Genomic DNA, 22095 nt, shown 5'->3' on the forward strand with positions numbered 1-22095 from the left:
TCCCAATTTACTTAATGACAGCGATCACGTTTTTGGCGCGGCGTGATTGCCCTTGGGGAATCCCTGCGCCAGTTCGCTATACCATTTGCCGGATTTCTTCACGGTGCGGACCTGGGTCTCGTAATCGACGTGGACAAGGCCAAAGCGCATGGCGTAGCCTTCGGCCCATTCGAAATTGTCCATCAGCGACCAGGCGAAATAGCCGCGGAAGGGGTAGCCTTCCTGGATCAGGTCGGCGGTGACCGAGAGATGGTCGGCGTAATAATCGAGGCGCGGTTGGTCATCGACTTCGCCGTCGGCGCCGACGCCCATATTGTAGCAGGCGCCGTTCTCGGTGATGTAGCATTCCGGCAGGTCATAGGTGGCGTAGAGATCACGCACGACATGGCTGAGGCCGGAGCTGTCGATCTCCCAGCCGATATCGGTCTTTTCCGGATGAACCGGCGGCGCCTGGATATGGGCCGGGTAGGGGGCGTCCGGATTGGGGTCGGCAGCGACGCGCATGGGGGTGTAGTAGTTCAGGCCCCACCAGTCGATCGGGCGCGAGATCGTCTTCATGTCGCCGTCTTCGATCTTCGGCATAATCGGCGCACAGGCCTCGACCAGCGCCGCGGGATATTCGCCCTTGAACAGCGGGCCGAAGAACAGGCCGTTGTGGAAATCATTGGCCCTGATGGCGGCGGCCTGGTCGGCCTCGCTGTCGGAGGCCGGGATCACCGACATGGCGTTATAGACGATGCCGACGGGCAGTTTAGGCGCTTCAGAACGGATCGCTTCCACGGCCAGACCATGGGCGAGATTGGTGTAATGGGCGGCATAGAGCGTCGCCTGCATGTTGCGCTCGCCGGGGGCGTGTATGCCGAGGAGATGCGACAGGATCACCGAGCACCAGGGCTCGTTGAAGGTCGCCACCGCATCCAGCCGGTCGCCGAGACGGCTGATCACGGTATGGGCGTAGCGCTGGAAGGCGTGCGCGGTCGAGCGCGCGGTCCAGCCGCCATCGCCCATCAGCGCCAGCGGCAGATCCCAATGATAGAGGGTCGCGAATGTCTTGATGCCGCGCGCCTTGCAGCCGTCGATCAGGCGATCGTAGAAATCCAGGCCCTTTTCGTTCAGCGGACCTGTTCCATCGGGATAGACGCGCGGCCAGGCGATGGAGAAGCGATAGGCTTCGACGCCCAGTTCCTTGATGAGATCGAGATCCTGCTCCCAGCGGTGATAATGATCGCAGGCGATATCGCCATTGTCGCGATTGTGCACCCGGCCCGGCATGTTGGAGAAGGCGTCCCAGATGGAGGGCTTGCGGCCGTCCTCCTTGGTCGCGCCTTCGATCTGGAAGGAGGCGGTGGCGACGCCGAAGATGAAATCTCCGGGAAAGCGGGCGGCGAGAGCCTTGGGGTCCAGCATGGTCATGGGTCGATCCCGAAAAGGGGCGACGCAGCATAAGGCGTCGCCCGGTTGAGGTTCAGATACGTTACGCCTTCACCCAGGCGCCGTTGCGCTTGGAAGAGGCGATGCAGGCTTCGACGAAGGCGACGCCTTTTACGCCGTCCTCGACAGTGGGGTAGATCACGTCCGGGTCCACCTTCTCGCCCTTGCGCTTGGCGATGATGGCGCGGGCGGCTTCGGTGTAGATGGTGGCGAAGCCTTCGAGATAGCCTTCGGGATGGCCGCCCGGAATGCGGCTGACGCGGCCGGCGGCGGCATTGGCGCCGGCGCCGTTGCGGGTGATCAGCTGCTTCGGCTTGCCGAGCTCGGTGACCCAGAGATAGTTCGGGTCCTGCTGCGACCATTCGATGCCGGCCTTGGTTCCGTAAACGCGGACCTTCAGCGCATTCTCGTTGCCCGTCGCCACCTGACTGCACCAGAGCAGGCCCTTGGCGCCGCCCTTGAAGCGCAGCATCACATGGGCGTTGTCATCGAGCGCGCGGCCGGGCACGAAAGTGTGGACGTCGGCGGCGAGTTCTTCGAGCTCCAGGCCGGAGACGAAGCAGCCGAGATTATAGGCGTGCGTGCCGATATCGCCGGTCGAGCCGCCCACGCCTGATTGCTTGGGATCGGTGCGCCAGGCGGCCTGTTTCTGGCCGGTCTGCTCGATCGGTTCGGCCAGCCAGTCCTGCGGATATTCCATCTGCACCAGCCGGATCTCGCCCAGTTCGCCGGACTTCACCATCTCCCGCGCATGCCGGATCATCGGATAGCCGGTGTAATTGTGAGTGAGGATGAACAGCGCGTCCGATTCCTGTGCGACCTTCAGAAGCTTCTTGGCGTCGGCGAGGTTCGACGTCAGCGGCTTGTCGCAGATCACATGGATGCCGCGGCGCAGGAATTCCTTGGCGGCGGGGTAGTGCATGTGGTTGGGCGTGACGATCGAAACGGCCTCGATGCCGTTCTTGAGCTTGGCCTCGCGGATCGCCATCGACTTGAAGTCGTCATAGATGCGGTCCGATGCAAGGCCGAGTTCGGCGCCCGACTGGCGGGACTTTTCCGGCGTCGAGGACAGGGCGCCCGCCACCAGCTCGTAGTGATCGTCGATGCGGGCGGCGATACGATGCACCGCGCCGATAAATGCGCCCGAGCCGCCGCCGACCATGCCGAGGCGAATGCGGGCTTCGCGTTTTTCCGTGCTTCCTTCGATAGCCATGAATAATCCTCCCTGATGCTCAGTTGTGTTTACGGTGTCCATCGCGCCGCTTGCGCGGCCGGCGGGGCATGCTCTAGAGCCCTGACATGTTTCTCAGCCCTGTGCGTCGGGTCCCGACGCGGAGGACAAACCGTCAAAGGCCTTTGCGATGGCGTTTCCAGATCCAAATCTCGTTTATCCCATCACGCTTGCGGATGGGACGGTTTATCGCGAAACGATATTTCTCAAGAATGCGGTCAACCATCCCCGCATCGAGGTCGGGGATTACAGTTACTTCAGCCATTCCCGTCCGGTCGACGAGACGGCGAGCCTGCTTGCCCCCTATCTCTATCCGGTCAGCCAGGAGAAACTGGTGATCGGGAAATTCACCCAGATCGCGCGCGGCGCCTATTTCATCACCAGCTCCGCCAATCATCCGATGGACGGCGTCACCACCTATCCCTTCCGCATCTTCAGCCAGGAGACGATCGACGGTTACGCCGATCTGCCGACGCGCGACACGATCGTCGGCCATGACGTATGGATCGGCCATAATGCGACGATCATGCCGGGCGTGACGATCGGCCATGGCGCGATCGTCGCCGCCGAATCCGTCGTCTCCCGCGACGTCCCGCCTTATGCGGTGGTCGGCGGAAATCCCGCGCGGATCATCCGGATGCGTTTCGAACCCCATATCGTCGACACACTCCTCGACATTGCCTGGTGGGATTGGGACATTGGTAAGATCGAGCGCCATCTGGCGGCGCTCGAAACTTGCGATATCGCGGCGCTCAAAGCCGCGGATTAGAGGCCGAGCATGCGGCGATTGGCGGCGTCATCGGCGCCCGAGCCGGCGAAATCGTCGAACGCCTTCTCCGTGACGCGGATGATATGGGCTTTGACGAATTCCGCGCCTTCGCGGGCGCCGTCTTCGGGGTGCTTCAGCGCGCATTCCCATTCGACGACGGCCCAGCCGGCGAAATCATTGGCGGCCATCTTGGAGAAGATCGCGCCGAAATCGACCTGGCCATCGCCCAGCGAACGGAAGCGGCCGGCGCGGCCGACCCAGCCCTGATAGCCGCCATAGACACCCTGACGACCGGTCGGATTGAACTCCGCGTCCTTGACGTGGAACATCTTGATCCGGTCTTTGTAGATGTCGATGTTGTCGAGATAATCCAGGCATTGCAGCACGTAATGCGAGGGATCGTAGAGCATGTTGGCGCGAGCGTGGTTCTTCACGCGCTCCAGGAACATCTCGAAGCTGATCCCGTCATGCAGGTCTTCGCCGGGATGGATCTCGTAGCAGACATCGACGCCCTGCTCGTCGGCATAATCCAGGATCGGCGTCCAGCGGCGGGCGAGTTCGTCGAAGGCGGTCTCCACGAGACCGGCCGGGCGCTGCGGCCAAGGGTAGATGAAGGGCCAGGCGAGTGCGCCGGAGAAAGTGGCGTGCGCATTGAGGCCGAGATTGCGCGACGCTTTCAGCGCCAGCTTGACCTGTTCGACCGCCCATTCCTGCCGCGCCTTGGGATTGGCGCGCACTTCCGGCGCTGCAAAGCCGTCAAAGGCTTCGTCATAGGCGGGATGAACGGCGACCAGCTGGCCCTGGAGATGGGTGGAGAGTTCGGTCACTTCGACGCCGTTCTCACGGGCGACGCCCGCGAATTCGTCGCAATAATCCTTGGACTCGGCGGCCTTTTTCAGGTCGATCAGACGGCCGTCCCAGGACGGGACCTGCACGCCCTTGTAGCCGATGTCGGCGGCCCATTTGGTGATGGTCTTCCACGAATTTAACGGGGCGGCGTCGCCCGCGAATTGCGCCAGGAACAGCGCAGGACCCTTGATCGTCTTCATGATTTCCTCCCTGAAACGTTCTCCTGCAACGTTTCCGTTAACGTTTATAGGGTTTGATTTGCCGATACAACCGGGCAAACGGGTTTAAGCCGACTGAAAATTTAAAGCGCTTGCGAATACGAAAAAACGCCCCGCCCGAAGGCGAGGCGCAATGAGGTCCCAAAACCGATCAGAACGGCGAGTCGGGGAAGTAGTAATTCTTGGCGTTGTCCTTGGTGATCAGTGTGGCGTCGAGCGTGTAGGTTCCGTGCACCGGCACCTGATCGTAGATGGCGGCGGCGGTGAGTTCCATCGCCGTGCCAACCATCGCCGGCGGATAGAGAACGTCGACCGGGATCATCTTGTCGCCGTCCATGACGCGCTTGATCATGTCCTTGGAGCCGGCGCCGGCCACGACATACTGGATGTCGGTGCGCTTGGCCTGTTCGATGGCCTGGAGTACGCCGACCGCCATGTCGTCATCCTGACACCAGACCACGTCGATCTTCGGATATTTGGTCAGGTAGTCCTGCATGACCTTGAAGGCGTCGTCGCGGTTCCAGTTGCCGAACTGGCGGTCGAGGATCTTGACGTTGGAGCCGGCGATGCCCTTGTCGAAGCCGTCCTGGCGCTGCTGGTCGATCGGGATCGGCAGGCCGCGGATCACCACCACCTGGGCGTCGGGCGTGTTGTCCTTGATATATTTGCCGGCGACTTCGCCGAGCGCGGGGTTGTTGCCGGCGACATAGAGGTCGCGGACGGTGTCGTCGTTGACCGAGGGGGCGCGGTCGACGATCGACACGAAGGTGCCCTTGCCCTTGATTTCCTTGATGGCGTTGACGAGCGGGTCCGGATCGGTCGGCAGGATCACCAGCGCGTCGATGCCCTGGGTTTCCAGATCCTGCAGCGCATTGGCCTGGCTGGCCGGATCGGGCGAGGTCTTGACGATGACGTTGAGGCCCGGATGCTCCTTCATCAGGAGATCGGCGACGCGCTGGGCGTGGTAGACGACGCCGGCCGTCCAGCCATGGTCGGCAGCCGGGATCGACACGCCGATGGTCTTGGTTTCCTGGGCGTGGGCCACGCCGAAGACGGTGGACATGGCGAGCGCCAGTCCGAACAGTTTCATACGCATGTTTCTCTCTCCCTAGAGGTTTTGCGGGGTCTCTCCTCCAACCGGGCGACCCCTGACCCGGCATGTCAGCCCTTGCGCGCCAGCGAACGCTGGACGAGCATGGCGATGATGATGATCGCGCCCTGAATGGCCCCGATCAGATATTCGCTGATGAAATTGGACAGCAGCATGATGTTGCCGACCAGCTCCAGAATGAAGGCGCCGCAGATCGTGCCCCAGACGCGGCCGGCGCCGCCCTTGAGGGCCGTGCCGCCGACCACGACGGCGGTGATGGCCTGCAATTCCCACAGGATGCCCGTGGTGGCCGAGGTCGAGCCGAGGCGCGGCACATAGAGCAGCACGGCGATGGCGACGCAGAGGCCCTGGATGACGAAGGCGATGGTGCGGATGCGGTCCACCGCCACGCCGGAATAGCGGGCGACATCGCGGCTCGAGCCGACCGCCACCACATGCCGGCCGTAACGGGTGCGATAGAGAATGAAGGCGGCGACGGCCGTGACCACGAGGATGATCAGGATCGGCACGGGCAGGCCGAGGACCGAGCCGAAATAGACGGGGCGATAGAGCTCCTGCTGCTCCGGCGAGCGCAGAGTGATCGCGCCCCCTTGCGACAGCCAGGTGGTGAGGCCGCGGAAGATGCCCATGGTGCCCAAGGTGGCGATGAAGGGTTCGATCTTGCCGACGGTGGTGATCAACCCGTTCAACAGGCCGCAGGCCGCGCCGATGACGACAGTGAACGCGGCGGCCGCGACCAGCATCAAGGCCGGGTCGGCGATGACGCCCGAATTCATGAACAGGATCATCAGGCTGGCGACAAAGGCCACCATCGAGCCGACCGAGAGATCGAGATCGCCCGAGGAGATGACAAAGGTCGCGCCGACTGCGATGATGGCGATGAAGGCCGAGCGTGTCGCGACATTGGCGAGATTGTTGAGCCCAATGAAATTGGGATTGACCAGCGCGCCGACGATCAGCAGCAACGCCAGCGCCGCAAAGGGCGCCACCGCCCGCATGTCGATATTGCGCCAGCTCCGCGTCTTTCGCGCTGTCTCGCCGCCATTGATGCTCATATCCACGTCTTTCCCCCGTCCGGATCTTGTCGTCCGCGCGCTTGTCAGCTGGCCAGCTTTTCCTTCAGCCCGGCCGCATAGCGCATGATTTCCTGTTCGCTGATTTCCTCGCCTTCGAGCATGCCGACGATGCGGCCCTCGCGCATCACCGCGACGCGGGTGCAGAGGCCGATCACCTCCGGCATCTCCGAGGAGACGACGATGATCGACTTGCCTTCGCGGGCGAGCGCGGCGATGAAATGATAGATCTGCTGCTTGGTGCCGACATCGATGCCGCGCGTCGGCTCGTCGATGATGACGATGTCGGGCTCGGTCTCCATCACCTTGGCGAGCAGCAGCTTCTGCTGGTTGCCGCCCGACATGCGGCCGGCCACGACATTGCCGTCGCGCACGCGGATGTCGAAGCGTCGGCGCGCCCGCTCCATGGCGGTGGTTTCGCTCCTGGGATCGAGATAGACGGCCTTCAGATGCCGTTCGAGATTCTGCAGGGTCAGATTGACGGTCATGCCCTCGCCCAGCAGCAGGCCCTTGCCCTTGCGATCCTTGGTCATATAGGCGAGGCCCTGGGCATTGGCGGCGCGGATGTCGCCCGAGGGGACGGATTGGCCGCGGATCTCGACATCGCCCGTGAGGCGCGGACGCAGGCCCGCCACCGCTTCCATCAATTCGCTGCGGCCCGAGCCGATCAGGCCGGAAAAACCGAGGATCTCGCCCTTGCGCAGCTCGAAACTCGCGCCGCGCACATAGCCTGTCGTCAGGTCGCGGACCGAGAGCACGATCTCTTCGTCGATATCGGGTTCGCGTTTGGAGGGGTAGAGGCTCGACAATTCGCGGCCGACCATCAATTGCGCGATCGCCTCGCCATCCATCATCGCGGTCGGGGCGGTCTTGATCCACTGGCCGTCGCGCAGCACGGTGACGCGATCGGTCAGCTCCATGACTTCATTGAGCTTGTGGGAGACGAAAACGAAGCTCGTGCCCTTGTCGCGCAGCTTGCGCACCTGATCGAACAGGATCAGCGTCTCCTCGCGGGAGAGGACGGCGGTCGGTTCGTCCATGAACACCACGCGGGCGTCGCGGCTGATCGCCTTGGCGATCTCCACCATCTGCTTGTCGGCGACCGAGAGCGAACTGATCAGCGCGTTTTCATCGATATGGGAGCCGAGCTGGTCGAGCACGCGGCGGGTCTCAGCGCGCATATGCTTGCGGTCGAGCATGCCGAAGCGGGTGACCTCGCGGCCGAGAAACAGGCTTTCGGTGACGGTGAGATGATCGGCGAGATTGAATTCCTGGTGAATGATGACGATGCCCAGCGCTTCGGCCGCGCCATTCGGCGGCAATCTCACCGGTTTGCCGTCGAGCAGGATCTCGCCGGAGGTCGGCTGTTCGAAGCCGGAGAGGATCTTGACCAGGGTGGATTTTCCGGCGCCGTTTTCACCCATCAGCGCATGCACTTCGCCCTTGGCGAGATCGAAATCGACGCTGAACAGCACCTGGACGCCATTGAAAGATTTGGCTATCCGGCGCGCAGCCAGAACCGGCTGTCGCTCGCTCGCCTCAGGGGCCGTCATGGTCTTCCTCCCTCACGGCTTTTCCGCCGCGTTGGCGATTTTGTAAACCTTTACAGGATTGATGTAAAGGTTTACATTCGGAGTGTCTGAAATTTTCGCGGCGGATCGTTTGACCTTGCCGGCAGTCTGTGTAGTTTGCAGCCGTAACGGCGGAACCGAGGACACGCGTGTCGAAATCCACCCCCGCAACAATTGAAGACGTCGCCCGCCTCGCGGAAGTATCCATCGCGACGGTTTCGCGCGCCATTCATACCCCGGAAAAGGTGGCGAAGGAAACCCGTCTCAAGGTGACGCAGGCGATCGCGATCACCGGCTACACCACCAACGCCATGGCCCGCAGCCTCAGGCTCGGCCGCTCCAACATGATCCTGGTGGTGGCGCCTGACATCGGCGATCCCAATTTCTCCAACATCCTGATCGGGCTGGAAAACGAGGCGCGCGCGCATGGCTATGGCGTGCTGATCGGCCATACGCAGAACGATCCGCAGCGCGGGCTGGAATATCTGAAATTCCTGAATTCCAACCAGGCGGCCGGGATGATCCTGTTCACCGGCATCCTGCCGTTTGGCCACCAGACCATGACCGCGCGGCTGCCGCCCAGCGTCGGCGTGTTCGAGCCGGTCTATAATGGCGGCATTCCCTATGTCGGCGTCGACGACGCCGCCGGCGCCCGCAAGGCGATCGACCTGTTGATCGCCGAGGGCCATCGCCGCATCGCCTTTATCGGCGAATCCCGCACAAGGCTCGGCCATGCCCGCCGCAAGGCCGGCTATGAAGACGGATTGCGCGCCGCACGGCTGGAGCTCGACCCGGGCCTGATCATGCCCGGCGACGGCACGATCGAAAGCGGTCGCCTCGCCGTCGAACAACTGTTCATGCGCGACACGCTGCCCTCGGCCTTCATGTGCGTCAACGACCAGACGGCGATCGGGGTGATGCTGGCGCTGACTGCGCGCGGCTACTCCATCCCCGGCGATTTCTCCGTCACCGGCTTCGACGACGTGCCGCAGGCCACCTTCATGAACCCGACGCTCACCACCATCCGCCAGCCGCGCACGGCGATCGGCAAACAGGCGATGGCGCTGCTCTTCAAGCTGCTGCAGGACGAAAAGCCCGAGGAAACCGAGATTTTGCTCGCGCCGGATCTGGTGGTGCGGAATTCGGTGGGGGCGCCGAAGGGGAGACGGTAAGGCGATGTGCTAAGCCGGCTTGACCTTGGCGGCGAGGATGCGCCTGAGGTCGTCGATCTGGGCCGCCGTCAGCGCCCGCTTGGGCAGCATGTTGAACAGGCGCGGCCCCTGAAACAGCAGGAACACCCTGTCATTGTCGGCCCATTTCAGAAAATCGCTCCAGGGAATGGTCGCGCCGCCCTGCTCGTTGGTCAGGGTCACGTTCTCTTCCGTCCAGGCGACTGTCGTCTCGTAGCGCAGCGTCTTCTACGCCGCATAGGATTTTCGCGCCACCGCCCACGCCACATAGACATACTGATAGAACGGCAGCGCGAAGCCGAGGGCCATCATAATGTAGAAGGGCGTGAATGCGGATCGGCTCGACTCCGGCGCGAACAGCGAGAGGACGAAGATGGCGACGATGAGGAGATAGGCCGCGACCCGCCAGCGCGAGGCGAAGGTCTTGATCGTGAACAGCTTGTTGGCGGCGATGTAGTCATCGGCGGTCAAGGTGAGGGTGATGGTGCGGGTGGGGTCGGTCATGGGGGATGGGAGGGTGAGGTTTTTCAGGTGGCGAGCGGATACGCTTTAGTTTGATGGGCAGTGTTTGGGAAGGGATTGTAGTCGTGGTCCTGCAGATGACGAATCTCCCGCAGGTCAAAATGCTGGCAGGAAAGAATGTTTTGATCCGATCTGGTGGTAAGGAAATCCGCCCTCGGGCCGAGAAAAAGAAGGAGATCAACTGAACAGATATTCAGCCCTCTCCGAGATTATAGCGGCCGTTAGTACAATAATGGGGCGAATTTCAGTAAGCGCGTTTCGCGTTCACCAAAGACCTTCCTGGCGGAGATAGGACGTCTTGGAAGCAGAGGCTTCAAAGTGCGCGACCTCCAAAACGGAGCCCGACCTCTCAGTTCACCGGCATTGATACTTGTGCTGCCGCCTAAGACGCGCAAAATGGCGTGAAGCAACCAAAAGGAATCATGCAGAATGACCCAACTCGAGCAGCAGATCTCATTTAAGCGTCTTTCAAAGGTTTACTCAGAAAAAACAAAACGCTTAGTCATTTTTTGCGGGGCTGGCGCTTCTCGAGAATCCGGTCTGCCGACCTGGGAAGAGTTGGTAGATAAGATCAAATCCTCTTATCTCAGTATTGCTCAAACTGATATCGGACACAAATTAGCTGAAGAATTAAGTTCACAAATTGATAGTTTACCAGACAATTGGCACAGAATGTCTCGCCTCAAGGAGATTATGGGTGAGCACTTCGAAGTTGCTGTACGCAACAACCTGAGTGCTGATGGTTACTCTACGCCGACATTTTATAAAGAAGTTTGGAATTTGAATCCTGACGCTTTACTTTCTTTTAATCTCGATAATTTTGCAAATAATTCATATGTGCAGATGAAGACTGGAAAGTTGCAAACTCATCTTCTGGGCGTAGATGCGCCGAATAGCCGGGTCAGTTTAGGCAACGGGCGCCCATTAATCGTCGATTTGCATGGCAACATAGATACTCCAAGATCGTGGATTTTGACAGATGAAGATAGATTAAATCTCCTTGAGCAGAAACCGTATCTCGAATTTTTAAAAAGCATGTTCGCTCATAACTTAGTTTTGTTTTACGGAGTGGGGGTGAGTGATCTAACTGTTTCAGGTCAATTAAGTTACCTTCGGAAAATTGGATTTGTTACTGGAGACTACTTCTTAATAAAGAGGCAACCTTCTAGCGAAGACGTTGATTTGATAAAAGAATTGCCTCTAAACATCATTTACACTGGTGAAGAAAAAACTTGGGAGGTTGGGTTCAAGGAGCTGGTTTCGAGGTTAGTAAAATCGAATCCTCATGAGGAACTAGTTAATCCGGTAATCTCCATAAAGCCGCTTGAAGATGACATACCTTCTCCTGATGAAATAATAAAATTAGAACCGGACACCATAAGGAAATATCTCTCATCGGCTACTAAGCAATTTTATCAAGCAAATGGAGAATTTGACTACGCTGCGTACAAGAACTTTTGCAAAATATATGATACTGCTATTCATATATCGACTAGAGTTAACCCGAGCGACTTTAATCAATACTGGCTTGGAAACAGGATCCATGCTGAACTTGGTCGTGGAAACTTTGGGCGGGTCTATCAAGCTTTTGATGCGTCGGAGAACTCCATAGCAGTTAAGGTAGCTCATATGGAGGTGCGCGATGATGATGCTATGTTAAACAGTTTCCGGCGGGGTGTTGATGCAATGCGGTTTCTTAGTCAAAGCGGCATCCAGGGGATTGTGAAGATATTAGATGCCTCGGAATTGCCGCCAAGTATAATAATGGAATATGTTCAAGGGGTGGATCTTCATAAGTACATTAACGATGGACTTGCCAGATCTGTTATTGAAAAACTATATATATGCTTATGGATATCGAATATCATATTCGATTGTCACTCCCATGAAAGGAGTATATTGCACAGGGACCTTCGGCCAAGTAATATAATGATCACGGGAGATTACTGGGATGGTGTTAGAGAAAATGATATAAGAATACTTGATTTCGACCTCTCTTGGTTCAAAGGCGCATCTGGAACTGAGTTTTATATGAATGCGTCCCAGGCGCTTGGATTTCTAGCCCCAGAACAGATTGATGCTAGATCACGATTTACCAACCGCTCTGCATTGGTTGATGTGTACGGCATAGCTATGCTTCTTTATTTTATGGTTTCTGGAGAGATTCCGCTTGCTAACGCCTCCAGCCGTGCTGACTGGAGCACGCGCCTGAGGGCGGCCAGTGCGAATTTATTTAACAAGAACTGGAAATCTACCAAATACTTATTTGTAAATCTGGTTTTTAGGGCGACAAATGAAATGCAAACAAAACGTCCTAAACTACCTGATTTTATGGACTCTCTCAAAACATTAATCGGAATTTGTGAAGGTGTTTATCCTTTTGATGTGGATTCTGTAATTATAGAGATTCTTAGTAGAATTTCTTCAAGTGATTCTGATGTAGGTTATGATATTGACATGAGGAGAGCTTCCTACATATCTCCGGCTGGTACAGCGTTGGAAATATATACTGACGGTCGCGATATCACATGCATTCTAAGGCACGCATTGAAGGAGGCGAGTAATCGTGTCACACGAGGTCGAGATCTGTCAGATGCTTTATTTAAAGCTAAGAGTAAAGTGGCGACCTTTTCTCGGGTTGATGAAAAATTCACAGCGACAGTGAAGGGTGGGAACCAGCTTAAGTTTACTTTTGAGGTGCCGAACAATATAAAGTCTCTTGAAGCGGTTGCGTCAGGGATCGACTTCGCAGTTGTTGAGATAAAAAAAGGCTGAGGTGGAGGAGCGGGAGTGTTAATCGGGGGTGGGCCATTAAAATTTGCGTTCACTTCCGTTAGTAACCGACATTCGGTGCGGGCATCAAGGTGTTTGCGATGGCCTCGCAAGGAACGTTGTTAGAGGTTTAACTTTGTCTGCCCCCCGTACCCACATCCAAAGTGGTGTTGTTCTCTTTTCCGCCCTACATAATATGTGGCATAGCTTGACGCGAATGCCGAGTGTTGGCGCAAAATGGCGTTGCCATTTCCAATTCATAATGCACCAAAGCTCGGGAGGCGGCGTTTCCGCCGCCTCCCTCTGTCTTTCGCCTCAAACGTAGCGATTGACCACGTTTTCCAACAATTCCTGCTTGCCGGATTTCGGCTGCGGGTTGATGTCCTCGGCTTCGACGCGGGCGGCGATGGCATCAAGGCTTTCGGAGGCCAGCATTTTCTGGTTTTCGGGCTTGGCCCAGCCGGCGTAGCGGGCGTCGAGGGGGGCGGAGAGGGCCTTTTCCTCGATCATCGCGGCGGCCGCCTTCAGGCCGCGGGCGCAGCAATCGATGCCGCCGATATGGCCGATCAGCAGATCTTCGGCGTCGAGCGACTGGCGGCGCAGCTTGGCGTCGAAATTGGTGCCGCCCGAGGTGAAGCCGCCGCCCTGCAGGACCTGGTAATAGGCCAGCGCCATTTCCGGAACATTGTTGGGGAACTGGTCGGTGTCCCAGCCGGACTGGTAGTCGTTGCGGTTCATGTCGATCGAGCCGAAGATGCCGAGCGCATTGGCGAGCGCCAGTTCATGCTCGAAGGTGTGGCCGGCGAGGATGGCGTGGCCCTGCTCGATATTGACCTTCACTTCCTTCTCAAGACCGTAATTCTTGAGGAAGCCGTAGACCGTGGCGACGTCGTAGTCATACTGGTGCTTGGAGGGCTCCTGCGGCTTGGGCTCGATCAGGATCGCGCCCTTGAAGCCGATCTTGTGTTTGTATTCCACCACCATGTTGAGGAAGCGGCCCATCTGGTCCAGTTCCTTCTTGAGGTCGGTGTTGAGCAGCGTCTCATAGCCTTCGCGGCCGCCCCAGAGCACGTAGTTTTCACCGCCGAGCTTGTGGGTGGCGTCGATGCAGGTCTTCACGGTCGCTGCGGCGAAGGCGAAGACGTCCGGATCGGGATTGGTGGCGGCGCCCGACATATAGCGGCGATGCGAGAAGAGGTTGGCGGTGCCCCAGAGCAGCTTCACGCCCGTCTCGGCCTGCTTGCCGGCGAAGTAGTCGACGATCTCGTTGAGGTTCTTGGTGTTCTCGGCGAAATTCCTGCCTTCCGGGCGCACATCGGCGTCGTGGAAGCAGTAATAGGGCGTGCCGAGCAGCTGGAAGAATTCGAAGGCGACATCTGCTTTGAGTTTTGCCGCTTCCATGGTGTTTTCGAACCAGGGACGCTCGAAGGTGTTGCCGCCGAACGGATCGGTGCCCGGCCAGACAAATGTGTGCCAATAGGCGATGGCGAAGCGGAGGTGATCCTCCATGCGCTTGCCGAGCACGATTTCGTCGGGGTTGTAATGGCGATAGGCCAGCGGATTGGTCGAGCCTTCGCCTTCATATTTGATCTTTTCGATCGTGCCGAAAAAGCCAGTTCCCATAGTGTTTGCTCCTTGGTTTGGTGTTCGTGGTGGTGTGTCAGGCGTTCAGCGCCGCAATCGCCGGATAGACGGCGCGGTAGCGCTGGTAGGCGGTCTCGAAGGCGTCGCGGAGACCGGCCTCGGGCTCGATGCTGGCTTCGGTCGCGGGCGCGGTGCAGACGGCGATGGGGTCGGCGCCGGTGGCGGCGATGAGGCCGAGGCGGGCGGCGCCGAAGGCCGCGCCGAAATCACCGTCGGCGGGGATGTCGATGGGCGTATCTAGCGCGGTGGCGATGGCCTTCAGCCAATAGGTCGAGCGCGAACCGCCGCCGATGGCGGTCATGCGCGGCACGCGCGCGCCGGCGGATTTCAGCGCTTCGAGATTGTCGCGGAAGGCGAAGGCGACGCCTTCGAGCACGGCCTGGGTCAGGGCGGCGCGGCCAGATTCATGACCGAGACCGGTGAAGACGCCGCGGATTTTCGCGTCATTGTGCGGCGTGCGCTCGCCGGAGAGATAGGGCAGGAAGGTGACGGGGCCGGGGGCGTTGAGCGTCTCGCCCAGTTCCGCCGTCAGTTCGCCCGCCGATTTGCCTGTCACCCCGGCATGCCAGTTGAGCGCATCGGTGGCCGAGAGGATCACGCCCATCTGGTGCCAGGTGTCGGGCAGCGCATGGCAGAAGGCGTGCACGGCGCTGGCGGGATTGGGGAGATAGGACGCGTTGGCGGCGAACAGCACGCCCGAGGTGCCGAGCGAAACGAAGGCTGCGCCTTCCGATACGGTGCCCATCCCGCAGGCGGAGGCGGCATTGTCGCCCGCGCCGCCGGCGATCACCACGCCTGCGCCCATGCCCCATTTCGCCGCGAGTTCGCTGCGCAGTTCTCCTGCCTTCTCCGTGCCTTCCACCAGGCGCGGCATCTGGCTTTCGTCGAGATCGGTGGCGGCGAGCAGGTCCGAGGACCAGGCGCGCTTGCCGGTGTCGAGCCAGCTGGTGCCGGCGCTATCGGACATTTCCGAAATGTGTTCGCCCGACAGCCAGAGGCGCAGGTAATCCTTGGGCAGCAACACCTTGCGGACCTTGGCGAAGATCTCGGGCTCGTTGTTCTTCACCCAGGCCAGTTTCGGCGCGGTGAAGCCGGGGAAGACGATGTTGCCGGTGAGCGCGCGGAAGCGCGGATCGGCGTCGAGTGCGGCGGCTTCCTTGTAGGAGCGGGTGTCGTTCCAGAGAATGCAGGGGCGCAGCACCTGATCGGCGGCGTCCAGCAGCGTCGCGCCATGCATCTGGCCGGAGAGGCCGATGCCCTTGACGGCGGCGAGTTCCGCGGGATGGGCTGCCTTCAGCGCAGCGATCGCCTCTTCGGTGGCGCGGATCCAGTCGGCAGGCGCCTGTTCGGACCAGCCGGACTGCGGGCGCGAGACGGTGAGATGGCCATTGGCGGAGCCGATGATGTTCTGATCGGCGTCCATCAGCGTGGCTTTAACGCCTGACGTGCCGAGATCGAGACCGAGATACATGTGTGTCCTCCCTTGCCCTTCAGGGCAGATTGTCTTTCAGGAATATGTCGATGCGGATGCGCTCCTGCGCCGCGATCACCGGCAGGCCGTCGGCGCGGGCCTTGAGAACGCGGATGGCGGAGCGGATTTCATGGCCGGGATCCTGGTTGAGGATCGCGTCGATCAGCCCGTCCTCCAGCGCCTTGCGGGTCAGCGAGCTGAGTTCATGGGCAATCGCCACCGGATACTCGCCAGTGGTCTGCGGGAGCGCGGCGACGAGGCCGCGATTGCCGGCGCCGAGATTGTAGACGCCGATCAAATCGGGATGATCGCGGCAGGCCGCATTGAGAAGCGCCTCGACGCGGGCGGGATCGTCCTGGCTCTCCATCACCTCCAGCAGGCGGATATCGGGCGCAATCTCGCCGAGGCGTTCACTAAAACCGGTAAGACGGTCGCGATGGTCCCCGAGCCGAAGGGAACCCGCGATCACAGCGACGGCGCCCGCGCGGCTGCCAAGGAAACGCCCCATCAGGGAGCCTGCGGTGCGGCCGGCGGCGAGATTGTCGATGCCGGCGAAATGGTCGCGGCCAGATGCGGCGAGATCGGAGACCAGCGTCACCACGGCGACGCCCGCCTGACGGAGCCGCTCCATCCGGGACTGGATCGCAGGCGCGTCGATCGCCACCACGGCGACGCCGGCGGGCGGATTGTCGATCAGCGCGTCGAGCGCCTGGGCGAGGGCAGGCTCGTCAAAGGCGGGGACCGCGATCAGGCGGATATCGGTGCGCTCCAACGCTCCGCGCAGGCGGGCGGCGGCGACCTCGTCGCGCAGCGCCTGCATGAAGGAATTGTCGCTTTCGGGAATGACGAAGGCCAGCGCATAGGTGCGGCTCTTGGCGAGATTGGCGGCGGCGACGTCGCGCACGAAACCGATGCGGTCAATCGCCTCTTCCACCCGTTTGCGGGTGGCGGCGCGCACGCCGGGGCGCCGGTTGAGCACGCGGTCGACCGTGGCGAGGCTGACGCCCGCTTCTCTGGCGATGTCGTGAACCGTCGGTTTCATGCCCGCATTTCCTCCCGGCAGGGGTCATAGCGGAGATTATGAGGTACGTAAATCAGAAATTTCGCCGGGCATGAAAAAGCCGGCGAGCGGATGGTCGCCGGCTCAGAGAATTCTGTCTGGCGATATGGGCTCAGGCGCCGAGGAAATCGCCCTTGCCGATCTTCACGCCGTTCTTGCGGACGATGTCGTAGGCGGTGGTGGTGTGGAAATAGAAGTTCGGCAGGCCGAATTGCAGCAGGTAGGAGGTTCCGGTAAAGGGCAGCGTCGCCCAAGGGAACTTCACCTCGAACTCGACATCGGCGCGGGCGTTGACGGCGTCTGCCGATACGGCTTCGAACAGCGCTTTGGCCTTTTCGATGCGGGCCTGCAACTCGGCGAAGCTGGTTTCGGTGTCGGGCAGAGAAGGCACATCCTGGCCTGCAATGCGATAGAGCATGGATTTGACGTGATCGGTGGCGATCTGCACCTGACGGGTCAGGTCAAACATGTCGTCGACCAGACGGTCTTTCAGCAAGGTCGCGGGGTCCAGGCCATGCTCGGCGCAATGGGCCTCGGCCTTGGCCAGCACCTTCGACAATCCCGAAAGACGCGGCAGAATAGACTGGCTCGCGACGCCATGGAGGGTGAGGGTCATGATTTTCGTCTCCTGAAGATGTCGCGCCGCATCACGCGGCGCGAGACGCGTGTAGCGCAGATCAAGCCGAAAGGCAGATTATTCCGGCGAGATATCGGAAATGTGATCGGTCTAACCCTGAAGCGACGCCAACAGGAAGGTGAAGCCGAACAGGATGATGATCACGGCGCCCATGAGTTCGATGCCATGGCCGAGCCTGCCGCCAATGCCGGAGCCGGCATAGCGGATGGCGGCGTCCTTGGCGGTGACGGCCAGCGTGGCGAGGATGGAGACCGTGATCGCCGTGCCGATCGACATGGCCAGCACCGACAGCGCGCCGCCGAGATAGAGACCGTTGAGGAAGGAGAAGGTCAGGACGATCAGCGCGCCGGAGCAGGGGCGAAGACCTACCGCCATGATCGCGGTCCAGGCGTCGGCCATCGAGAAAGTGTCGCCGCGCACCGTGTCCACCGAGGGCGCATGGGCGTGGCCGCAGACCGAGCAGACTTCGCCGGCTGCATGCGCGTGGCCCTTGAGGCCGGGGCCGTGGCTATGATGATGATCGACGCCTTCGCGGAAGCTCATGCTGTGCGGCGTCGAGAAGGCGGGGATGGCGGCGAGGCCGGGTTCGGTCATCGCCACCGTCAGGCTCTTGAGCTTGCGATAGAGCAGCATGACGCCGAAACCCATGATGATCGCGAAGGATGCGACCTCCAGCCATTTGGCGACATCGGTCATCGTGATGAAGGTGCCGCGCAGCACCAGGAAGCCCGCTCCGGTGACCAGGATCGCCACCGCCCCCTGCACGAAGGCGGAGAGGAAGGAGATCATGACGCCGCGCTTGAGCTCGGTCTCGTTGGCGATCATGTAGGAGGAGATGACCGCCTTGCCGTGGCCGGGGCCGGCGGCGTGGAAGACGCCATAGATGAAGGAGACGCCGACAAGCCACCAGGCCTGCCAGCTGTCCTGCCGCATCGCCTTCAGCGCCTCGGTGAGCGCGTGATAGAAACGCTGCTGCTCGACATTGATGAAGAACACCGCCGGCTCCAACCAGGGGAAATAGCGCATCATGAATTCCGAGGGCGGCCCGGCGCCCGGCTCTGCATTGCCGAGCCCCAGCGACGAGGCGTGCGCGAGCGCCGGCGTGAGCGCGGCTGCGGCAATCAGGAGGGCGGCGAGCGTCTTGCGGTTCATGAGCAGTGGATCTCCATGCGCGTCGCAAACAGTTTCGACATGTCGGTGCCGGTCGGGTCGTTGAAGAAGGCGTCGGTGAGCGTCGACTTGTTTTCGGCGATGACTTCGTCGGGATCGGGTCGCACGACCGCGCCCTTGCATTGCTTGAAGTCGCCCATCAGCACCACATCCTTGTCGGTCGGAAAGTCGATCGAGGTGTAGAGCGTGGGATCATAGACGCCGAAGGTCAGCTTGCCCTTGAGGGGGATGGGCTGGGCCGGCTTGATGGCGAAGAACATCAGCAGCTGGCCGTCTTTGTAGTCGACATGGATCATGTCGGGCTTGGCGACCTTGATGATGCGGCCATTGTCGGTGATCGTGGTGTAGTAGCTGAACTCTTCCAGCGAGGCGAGGACGGTCTTGCCGACTTCCGCCAGTTCGCCGGGATCAAGCTTGAGATTGGCGTTCTTGTCGAAATCCATCAGCACCGAGGAGGAGAACACCTCGTCGAAACGCCAGATATTGTGCAATTCCTCGATATGTCCGCCGGCGCCGGCGACGATCTCCAGCCGGGCGTCGGCGAAGACATGCGGATGCGTCCATGCCGCCGTCGGCGCGGCGATCAGGAGTGCGGCGAGCGCGAGGTGTTTCCTCATGAATCTCTAGTCCCTTCCGATCGACGGCAGATCGCCGAAAATTGCGTCGAAATTCCGACGGCGCGGCAGGATCGCCTCAACCGTTCTTCTTGAACCAGCCATGCAGATAATCGACGAAGCGGCGGACCTTGGCGGGCAGATAGCGGCGATGCGGATAGATGGCGTAGATGCCGCCTCCCTTGACGGCGAAGTCGTCGAGAACGCTGACCAGCGCGCCGCAATCGGCCTTGGGCTGGGCGATGAAGTCCGGAATCATCGCCACGCCGAGGCCGGCAATGGCCGCGCGCGTGGTGGCGATCGGCGAGTTGACCTCGATCGGCCCGGAGACGGATATCGAATGGGTCGCGCCGTCCCCTGTCTCGAAGCGCCAGACATTGTAGTTGCGGTTGTTGGTGTCGACGATGCAGGGAATGCCGGCGAGATCGCTGGGGTGGCGGACTTCGCCATATTTCTCCAGGAGCTTCGGCGAGATGAAGAATTTCATGCCGAAATCGCAGAGCTTACGGGCGATCATGCCGGAATCTTCGAGCCGGGTGATGCGGATCGCCACGTCGAAGCCTTCCTCGATCAGATCGACGAAGCGGTCTTCGGCGACGATGTCGAGGACGATATCAGGGTGTTCGGCGGAGAAATCGATGAGACACTGGCCGATATTGGCGTCGACGAAGCTGCGCGGCACGGAGATCCGAATGCGGCCCTTGAGATCGGTCGCGCCTTCGCGGACGAGATCGGCGAGATTGTCGATTTCCTTCAGGATTTCCGAGGCCTGGCGGTAATAGGTGTGGCCGGCTTCGGTGAGCGAGAACTGCCGCGTGGTGCGGTTGAGCAGGAGCGCGCCGAGCTCGTCCTCGAGTTCCTTCACATATTTCGAAAGCAGCGCCTTGGATCGCCCAAGCTTGCGCGCGGCCGCCGAATAGCCTTCCGCGTCGACAACGTCGATGAAGGCGCGCATCCGCGTCAGCGTATCCATAGGGCCCCGATTCATAAAAATGTAAGAAAAGACTTGAACGCCAGCGTCTTACCACGGCGAAAAAAAATCAAAAAGGGCCCAAAAAATTCTTGATTATGACAGCGAACGCGCCTATCTCCGCCCTTGCCCAAAGTCGCACGTGCCTGTGGGTGTCCGCCGACCCTCGAACTGGGATTGATCCCTAAGGTGAGGTTATCGGTAAGGTACCTGGACCTAACCGCTCCAGTCGCTATTCCGGCCAACCGGGAAATGCGAGGACATCTTGAAGCAACGACGGTGCGGGCCTTTCTGGTGTCTGCCGGCTTTCCATCAGCCGGGGTTACTGAAGAGGCACACCTTCATTGCCGGAAGTGCGGTTGGGACATCCCTCCAATCCAAGGCAGACAAGACGATCTGACGCTGTGAGGCGTTAGGTCATCATTGCATCGCATATTCAGTTTATAGGTCCGGTGTCTCCAACTGCTGGCCCTGTTTGCTGCGTAGCTTTGTCTCATGTCGACCGGTTTATCCGGTGAATGCCGCTTGTCCAGTCCGTGGCCGGTTCGATCCGGTTCCGGCAACGGATCAAATTACTCTGGATTTTGGAAGGACACCCGCCATGACCACTCAGCGCATCCGCGATTTCCTCGCCACCCGACGTCCGGAAGGCCCTTGCCTCGTCGTGGACCTTGATGTCGTCAAGGACAATTTCAAGGCGTTCCGTCACGCTTTGCCGGACAGCCAGATCTATTACGCGGTCAAGGCCAACCCGGCCCCCGAAATCCTCAAGCTGCTCGCCAGCCTCGGCTCCAGCTTCGATTGCGCCTCCGTGGCCGAAATCGAAATGGCGCTGAACGCCGGTGCGACGCCCGCCCGCATCTCCTTCGGCAACACGATCAAGAAGGAGCGCGACGTCGCCCGCGCGCATGCGCTCGGCGTCAACCTCTTCGCCGTCGATTGCCATGAGGAAGTCGAGAAGATCGCGCGTTCCGCTCCCGGCGCCCGCGTGTTCTGCCGCGTGCTCACCGATGGCGAAGGCGCCGAATGGCCGCTCAGCCGCAAGTTCGGTTGCGTGCCGCAGATGGCCGTCGACGTGCTCGTCTACGCCCATCAGCTCGGCCTCGTCTCGCATGGCGTGTCGTTCCATGTCGGCTCGCAGATGACCAAGCTCGACGCCTGGGATTCGGCGCTGGCCGACGCCAAGCGCGTGTTCACCTCGCTCGCCAAGCGCGGCATCGAGCTGAAGATGGTGAATATGGGCGGCGGTTTCCCGACCAAGTATCTCAAGGACATCCCGACGTCCGAAGCCTATGGTCGCGCGATCTTCGCAGCGCTCAAGAAGCATTTCGGCAATCACATTCCGGAAACCATCATCGAGCCGGGTCGCGGCATGGTGGGCAATGCCGGCGTGATCAAGTCCGAAGTGGTGCTGGTGTCGAAGAAGTCCGACAACGACGCGCATCGCTGGGTGTTCCTCGACATCGGCAAGTTCGGCGGTCTGGCCGAAACCATGGACGAGGCGATCCGTTACCCGATCCGCACCGCCCGCGACGCCGACGCCATGGAGCCCTGCGTGCTCGCCGGCCCGACCTGCGATTCCGCCGACGTTCTCTATGAAAAGAACATGTATCCGCTGCCGGTCTCGCTGACCATCGGCGACGAGGTTCTGATCGAAGGCACGGGCGCATACACCACCACTTATTCGGCGGTGGCGTTCAACGGGTTCGAGCCGCTCAAGGCCTATGTGATCTGATCCTGGTCAACAGGATCGACGCATTTGGACGCCCCGGGCCACCGGGGCGCACATTCA

19 protein-coding genes are annotated in these 22095 nt (G+C 60.3%); 4 read left to right on the forward strand and 15 right to left on the reverse strand.

Going from position 1 to position 22095, the window contains the following annotated elements; all coding sequences use genetic code 11:
• Positions 1-24: 24 nt before the first annotated feature.
• A complete protein-coding gene (locus E8Q41_RS12570) occupies positions 25-1407 on the reverse strand; it encodes a GH1 family beta-glucosidase (protein ID WP_137156001.1) in 1383 nt (460 codons plus the stop codon).
• 67 nt (positions 1408-1474) lie between these two features.
• On the reverse strand, positions 1475-2644 hold the full coding sequence (locus E8Q41_RS12575) for a Gfo/Idh/MocA family oxidoreductase (RefSeq protein WP_137155899.1): 1170 nt from the start codon (positions 2642-2644) through the stop codon (positions 1475-1477).
• Between the two features lie 148 nt (positions 2645-2792).
• On the opposite strand from E8Q41_RS12575, the gene E8Q41_RS12580 reads away from it, so the two are divergent.
• The gene (locus E8Q41_RS12580) at positions 2793-3431 is read left to right on the forward strand and encodes a CatB-related O-acetyltransferase (RefSeq protein ID WP_137155900.1); all 639 of its coding nucleotides are present in this window, start codon (positions 2793-2795) and stop codon (positions 3429-3431) included.
• On the opposite strand, the gene E8Q41_RS12585 is transcribed toward E8Q41_RS12580, so the two are convergent.
• The 4 genes from E8Q41_RS12585 to E8Q41_RS12600 all read right to left on the reverse strand — a co-directional run bounded on the left by E8Q41_RS12585 (position 3428) and on the right by E8Q41_RS12600 (position 8235).
• Entirely contained in the window at positions 3428-4480 is a 1053-nt protein-coding gene (locus tag E8Q41_RS12585) for a sugar phosphate isomerase/epimerase (protein ID WP_137155901.1), read from the reverse strand. The genes E8Q41_RS12580 and E8Q41_RS12585 overlap by 4 nt on opposite strands.
• A 169-nt stretch (positions 4481-4649) precedes the next feature.
• Complete coding sequence (locus tag E8Q41_RS12590) at positions 4650-5594, reverse strand: substrate-binding domain-containing protein (protein WP_137155902.1); 945 nt, start codon at positions 5592-5594, stop codon at positions 4650-4652.
• 65 nt (positions 5595-5659) lie between these two features.
• Positions 5660-6664 carry an ABC transporter permease gene (locus E8Q41_RS12595; protein ID WP_137156002.1) on the reverse strand — a complete coding sequence of 335 codons (1005 nt, stop codon included), beginning with the start codon at positions 6662-6664 and terminating at the stop codon, positions 5660-5662.
• Positions 6665-6708: 44 nt separating this feature from the next.
• The gene (locus E8Q41_RS12600; RefSeq protein ID WP_137155903.1) at positions 6709-8235 is read right to left on the reverse strand and encodes a sugar ABC transporter ATP-binding protein; all 1527 of its coding nucleotides are present in this window, start codon (positions 8233-8235) and stop codon (positions 6709-6711) included.
• Positions 8236-8402: 167 nt separating this feature from the next.
• Between E8Q41_RS12600 and E8Q41_RS12605 the strand changes: the two genes are divergently transcribed.
• Complete coding sequence (locus E8Q41_RS12605; RefSeq protein WP_137155904.1) at positions 8403-9425, forward strand: LacI family DNA-binding transcriptional regulator; 1023 nt, start codon at positions 8403-8405, stop codon at positions 9423-9425.
• 9 nt (positions 9426-9434) lie between these two features.
• On the opposite strand, the gene E8Q41_RS12610 is transcribed toward E8Q41_RS12605, so the two are convergent.
• The gene (locus E8Q41_RS12610) at positions 9435-9665 is read right to left on the reverse strand and encodes a YcxB family protein (protein ID WP_137155905.1); all 231 of its coding nucleotides are present in this window, start codon (positions 9663-9665) and stop codon (positions 9435-9437) included.
• 6 nt (positions 9666-9671) lie between these two features.
• Positions 9672-9947, reverse strand: coding sequence for a hypothetical protein (locus E8Q41_RS12615; RefSeq protein ID WP_137155906.1), 276 nt, complete (start codon positions 9945-9947; stop codon positions 9672-9674).
• A 447-nt stretch (positions 9948-10394) separates the two neighbouring features.
• Here E8Q41_RS12615 and E8Q41_RS12620 point away from each other — a divergent pair, with 447 nt between their 5' ends.
• A complete protein-coding gene (locus E8Q41_RS12620) occupies positions 10395-12740 on the forward strand; it encodes a protein kinase (protein WP_137155907.1) in 2346 nt (781 codons plus the stop codon).
• 312 nt (positions 12741-13052) lie between these two features.
• On the opposite strand, the gene xylA is transcribed toward E8Q41_RS12620, so the two are convergent.
• The 7 genes from xylA to E8Q41_RS12655 form a co-directional block, all read right to left on the reverse strand.
• A complete protein-coding gene (gene xylA / locus E8Q41_RS12625; protein WP_137155908.1) occupies positions 13053-14360 on the reverse strand; it encodes a xylose isomerase in 1308 nt (435 codons plus the stop codon).
• 37 nt (positions 14361-14397) lie between these two features.
• Entirely contained in the window at positions 14398-15852 is a 1455-nt protein-coding gene (xylB, locus tag E8Q41_RS12630) for a xylulokinase (RefSeq protein ID WP_137155909.1), read from the reverse strand.
• Positions 15853-15871: 19 nt separating this feature from the next.
• Positions 15872-16894, reverse strand: coding sequence for a substrate-binding domain-containing protein (locus tag E8Q41_RS12635; RefSeq protein WP_137155910.1), 1023 nt, complete (start codon positions 16892-16894; stop codon positions 15872-15874).
• Between the two features lie 130 nt (positions 16895-17024).
• Complete coding sequence (locus E8Q41_RS12640) at positions 17025-17528, reverse strand: DUF1993 domain-containing protein (RefSeq protein WP_137155911.1); 504 nt, start codon at positions 17526-17528, stop codon at positions 17025-17027.
• A 111-nt stretch (positions 17529-17639) separates the two neighbouring features.
• Positions 17640-18701 (reverse strand): nickel/cobalt transporter, encoded by a 1062-nt coding sequence (locus tag E8Q41_RS12645; protein WP_137155912.1) that lies wholly within the window; start codon positions 18699-18701, stop codon positions 17640-17642.
• Positions 18698-19336, reverse strand: coding sequence for a DUF1007 family protein (locus tag E8Q41_RS12650; protein ID WP_137155913.1), 639 nt, complete (start codon positions 19334-19336; stop codon positions 18698-18700). Before E8Q41_RS12650 ends, E8Q41_RS12645 begins: the two co-directional genes overlap by 4 nt.
• A gap of 76 nt (positions 19337-19412) precedes the next feature.
• Positions 19413-20306 carry a LysR family transcriptional regulator gene (locus E8Q41_RS12655; protein WP_137155914.1) on the reverse strand — a complete coding sequence of 298 codons (894 nt, stop codon included), beginning with the start codon at positions 20304-20306 and terminating at the stop codon, positions 19413-19415.
• 598 nt (positions 20307-20904) lie between these two features.
• Here E8Q41_RS12655 and odc2 point away from each other — a divergent pair.
• Positions 20905-22038 (forward strand): ornithine/lysine decarboxylase, encoded by a 1134-nt coding sequence (gene odc2 / locus E8Q41_RS12660; protein WP_137155915.1) that lies wholly within the window; start codon positions 20905-20907, stop codon positions 22036-22038.
• Positions 22039-22095 lie beyond the last annotated feature (57 nt).

The sequence above is a fragment of the Rhizobium sp. FKL33 genome (assembly GCF_005222915.1).
Taxonomy (GTDB): Bacteria; Pseudomonadota; Alphaproteobacteria; order Rhizobiales; family Rhizobiaceae; genus Rhizobium_E.

Excerpts from the sequence above, each read along its gene's own strand:
- E8Q41_RS12645 (WP_137155912.1), bottom strand. The coding sequence starts at position 18,701 with ATGAACCGCAAGACGCTCGCCGCCCTCCTGATTGCCGCAGCCGCGCTC.
- E8Q41_RS12570 (WP_137156001.1), bottom strand. The coding sequence starts at position 1,407 with ATGCTGGACCCCAAGGCTCTCGCCGCCCGCTTTCCCGGAGATTTCATC.
- xylA (WP_137155908.1), bottom strand. The coding sequence starts at position 14,360 with ATGGGAACTGGCTTTTTCGGCACGATCGAAAAGATCAAATATGAAGGC.
- E8Q41_RS12580 (WP_137155900.1), top strand. The coding sequence starts at position 2,793 with ATGGCGTTTCCAGATCCAAATCTCGTTTATCCCATCACGCTTGCGGAT.
- E8Q41_RS12575 (WP_137155899.1), bottom strand. The coding sequence starts at position 2,644 with ATGGCTATCGAAGGAAGCACGGAAAAACGCGAAGCCCGCATTCGCCTC.
- E8Q41_RS12600 (WP_137155903.1), bottom strand. The coding sequence starts at position 8,235 with ATGACGGCCCCTGAGGCGAGCGAGCGACAGCCGGTTCTGGCTGCGCGC.
- E8Q41_RS12635 (WP_137155910.1), bottom strand. The coding sequence starts at position 16,894 with ATGAAACCGACGGTTCACGACATCGCCAGAGAAGCGGGCGTCAGCCTC.
- E8Q41_RS12590 (WP_137155902.1), bottom strand. The coding sequence starts at position 5,594 with ATGCGTATGAAACTGTTCGGACTGGCGCTCGCCATGTCCACCGTCTTC.
- E8Q41_RS12620 (WP_137155907.1), top strand. The coding sequence starts at position 10,395 with ATGACCCAACTCGAGCAGCAGATCTCATTTAAGCGTCTTTCAAAGGTT.
- odc2 (WP_137155915.1), top strand. The coding sequence starts at position 20,905 with ATGACCACTCAGCGCATCCGCGATTTCCTCGCCACCCGACGTCCGGAA.
- xylB (WP_137155909.1), bottom strand. The coding sequence starts at position 15,852 with ATGTATCTCGGTCTCGATCTCGGCACGTCAGGCGTTAAAGCCACGCTG.
- E8Q41_RS12640 (WP_137155911.1), bottom strand. The coding sequence starts at position 17,528 with ATGACCCTCACCCTCCATGGCGTCGCGAGCCAGTCTATTCTGCCGCGT.
- E8Q41_RS12585 (WP_137155901.1), bottom strand. The coding sequence starts at position 4,480 with ATGAAGACGATCAAGGGTCCTGCGCTGTTCCTGGCGCAATTCGCGGGC.
- E8Q41_RS12655 (WP_137155914.1), bottom strand. The coding sequence starts at position 20,306 with ATGGATACGCTGACGCGGATGCGCGCCTTCATCGACGTTGTCGACGCG.
- E8Q41_RS12650 (WP_137155913.1), bottom strand. The coding sequence starts at position 19,336 with ATGAGGAAACACCTCGCGCTCGCCGCACTCCTGATCGCCGCGCCGACG.
- E8Q41_RS12595 (WP_137156002.1), bottom strand. The coding sequence starts at position 6,664 with ATGAGCATCAATGGCGGCGAGACAGCGCGAAAGACGCGGAGCTGGCGC.
- E8Q41_RS12615 (WP_137155906.1), bottom strand. The coding sequence starts at position 9,947 with ATGACCGACCCCACCCGCACCATCACCCTCACCTTGACCGCCGATGAC.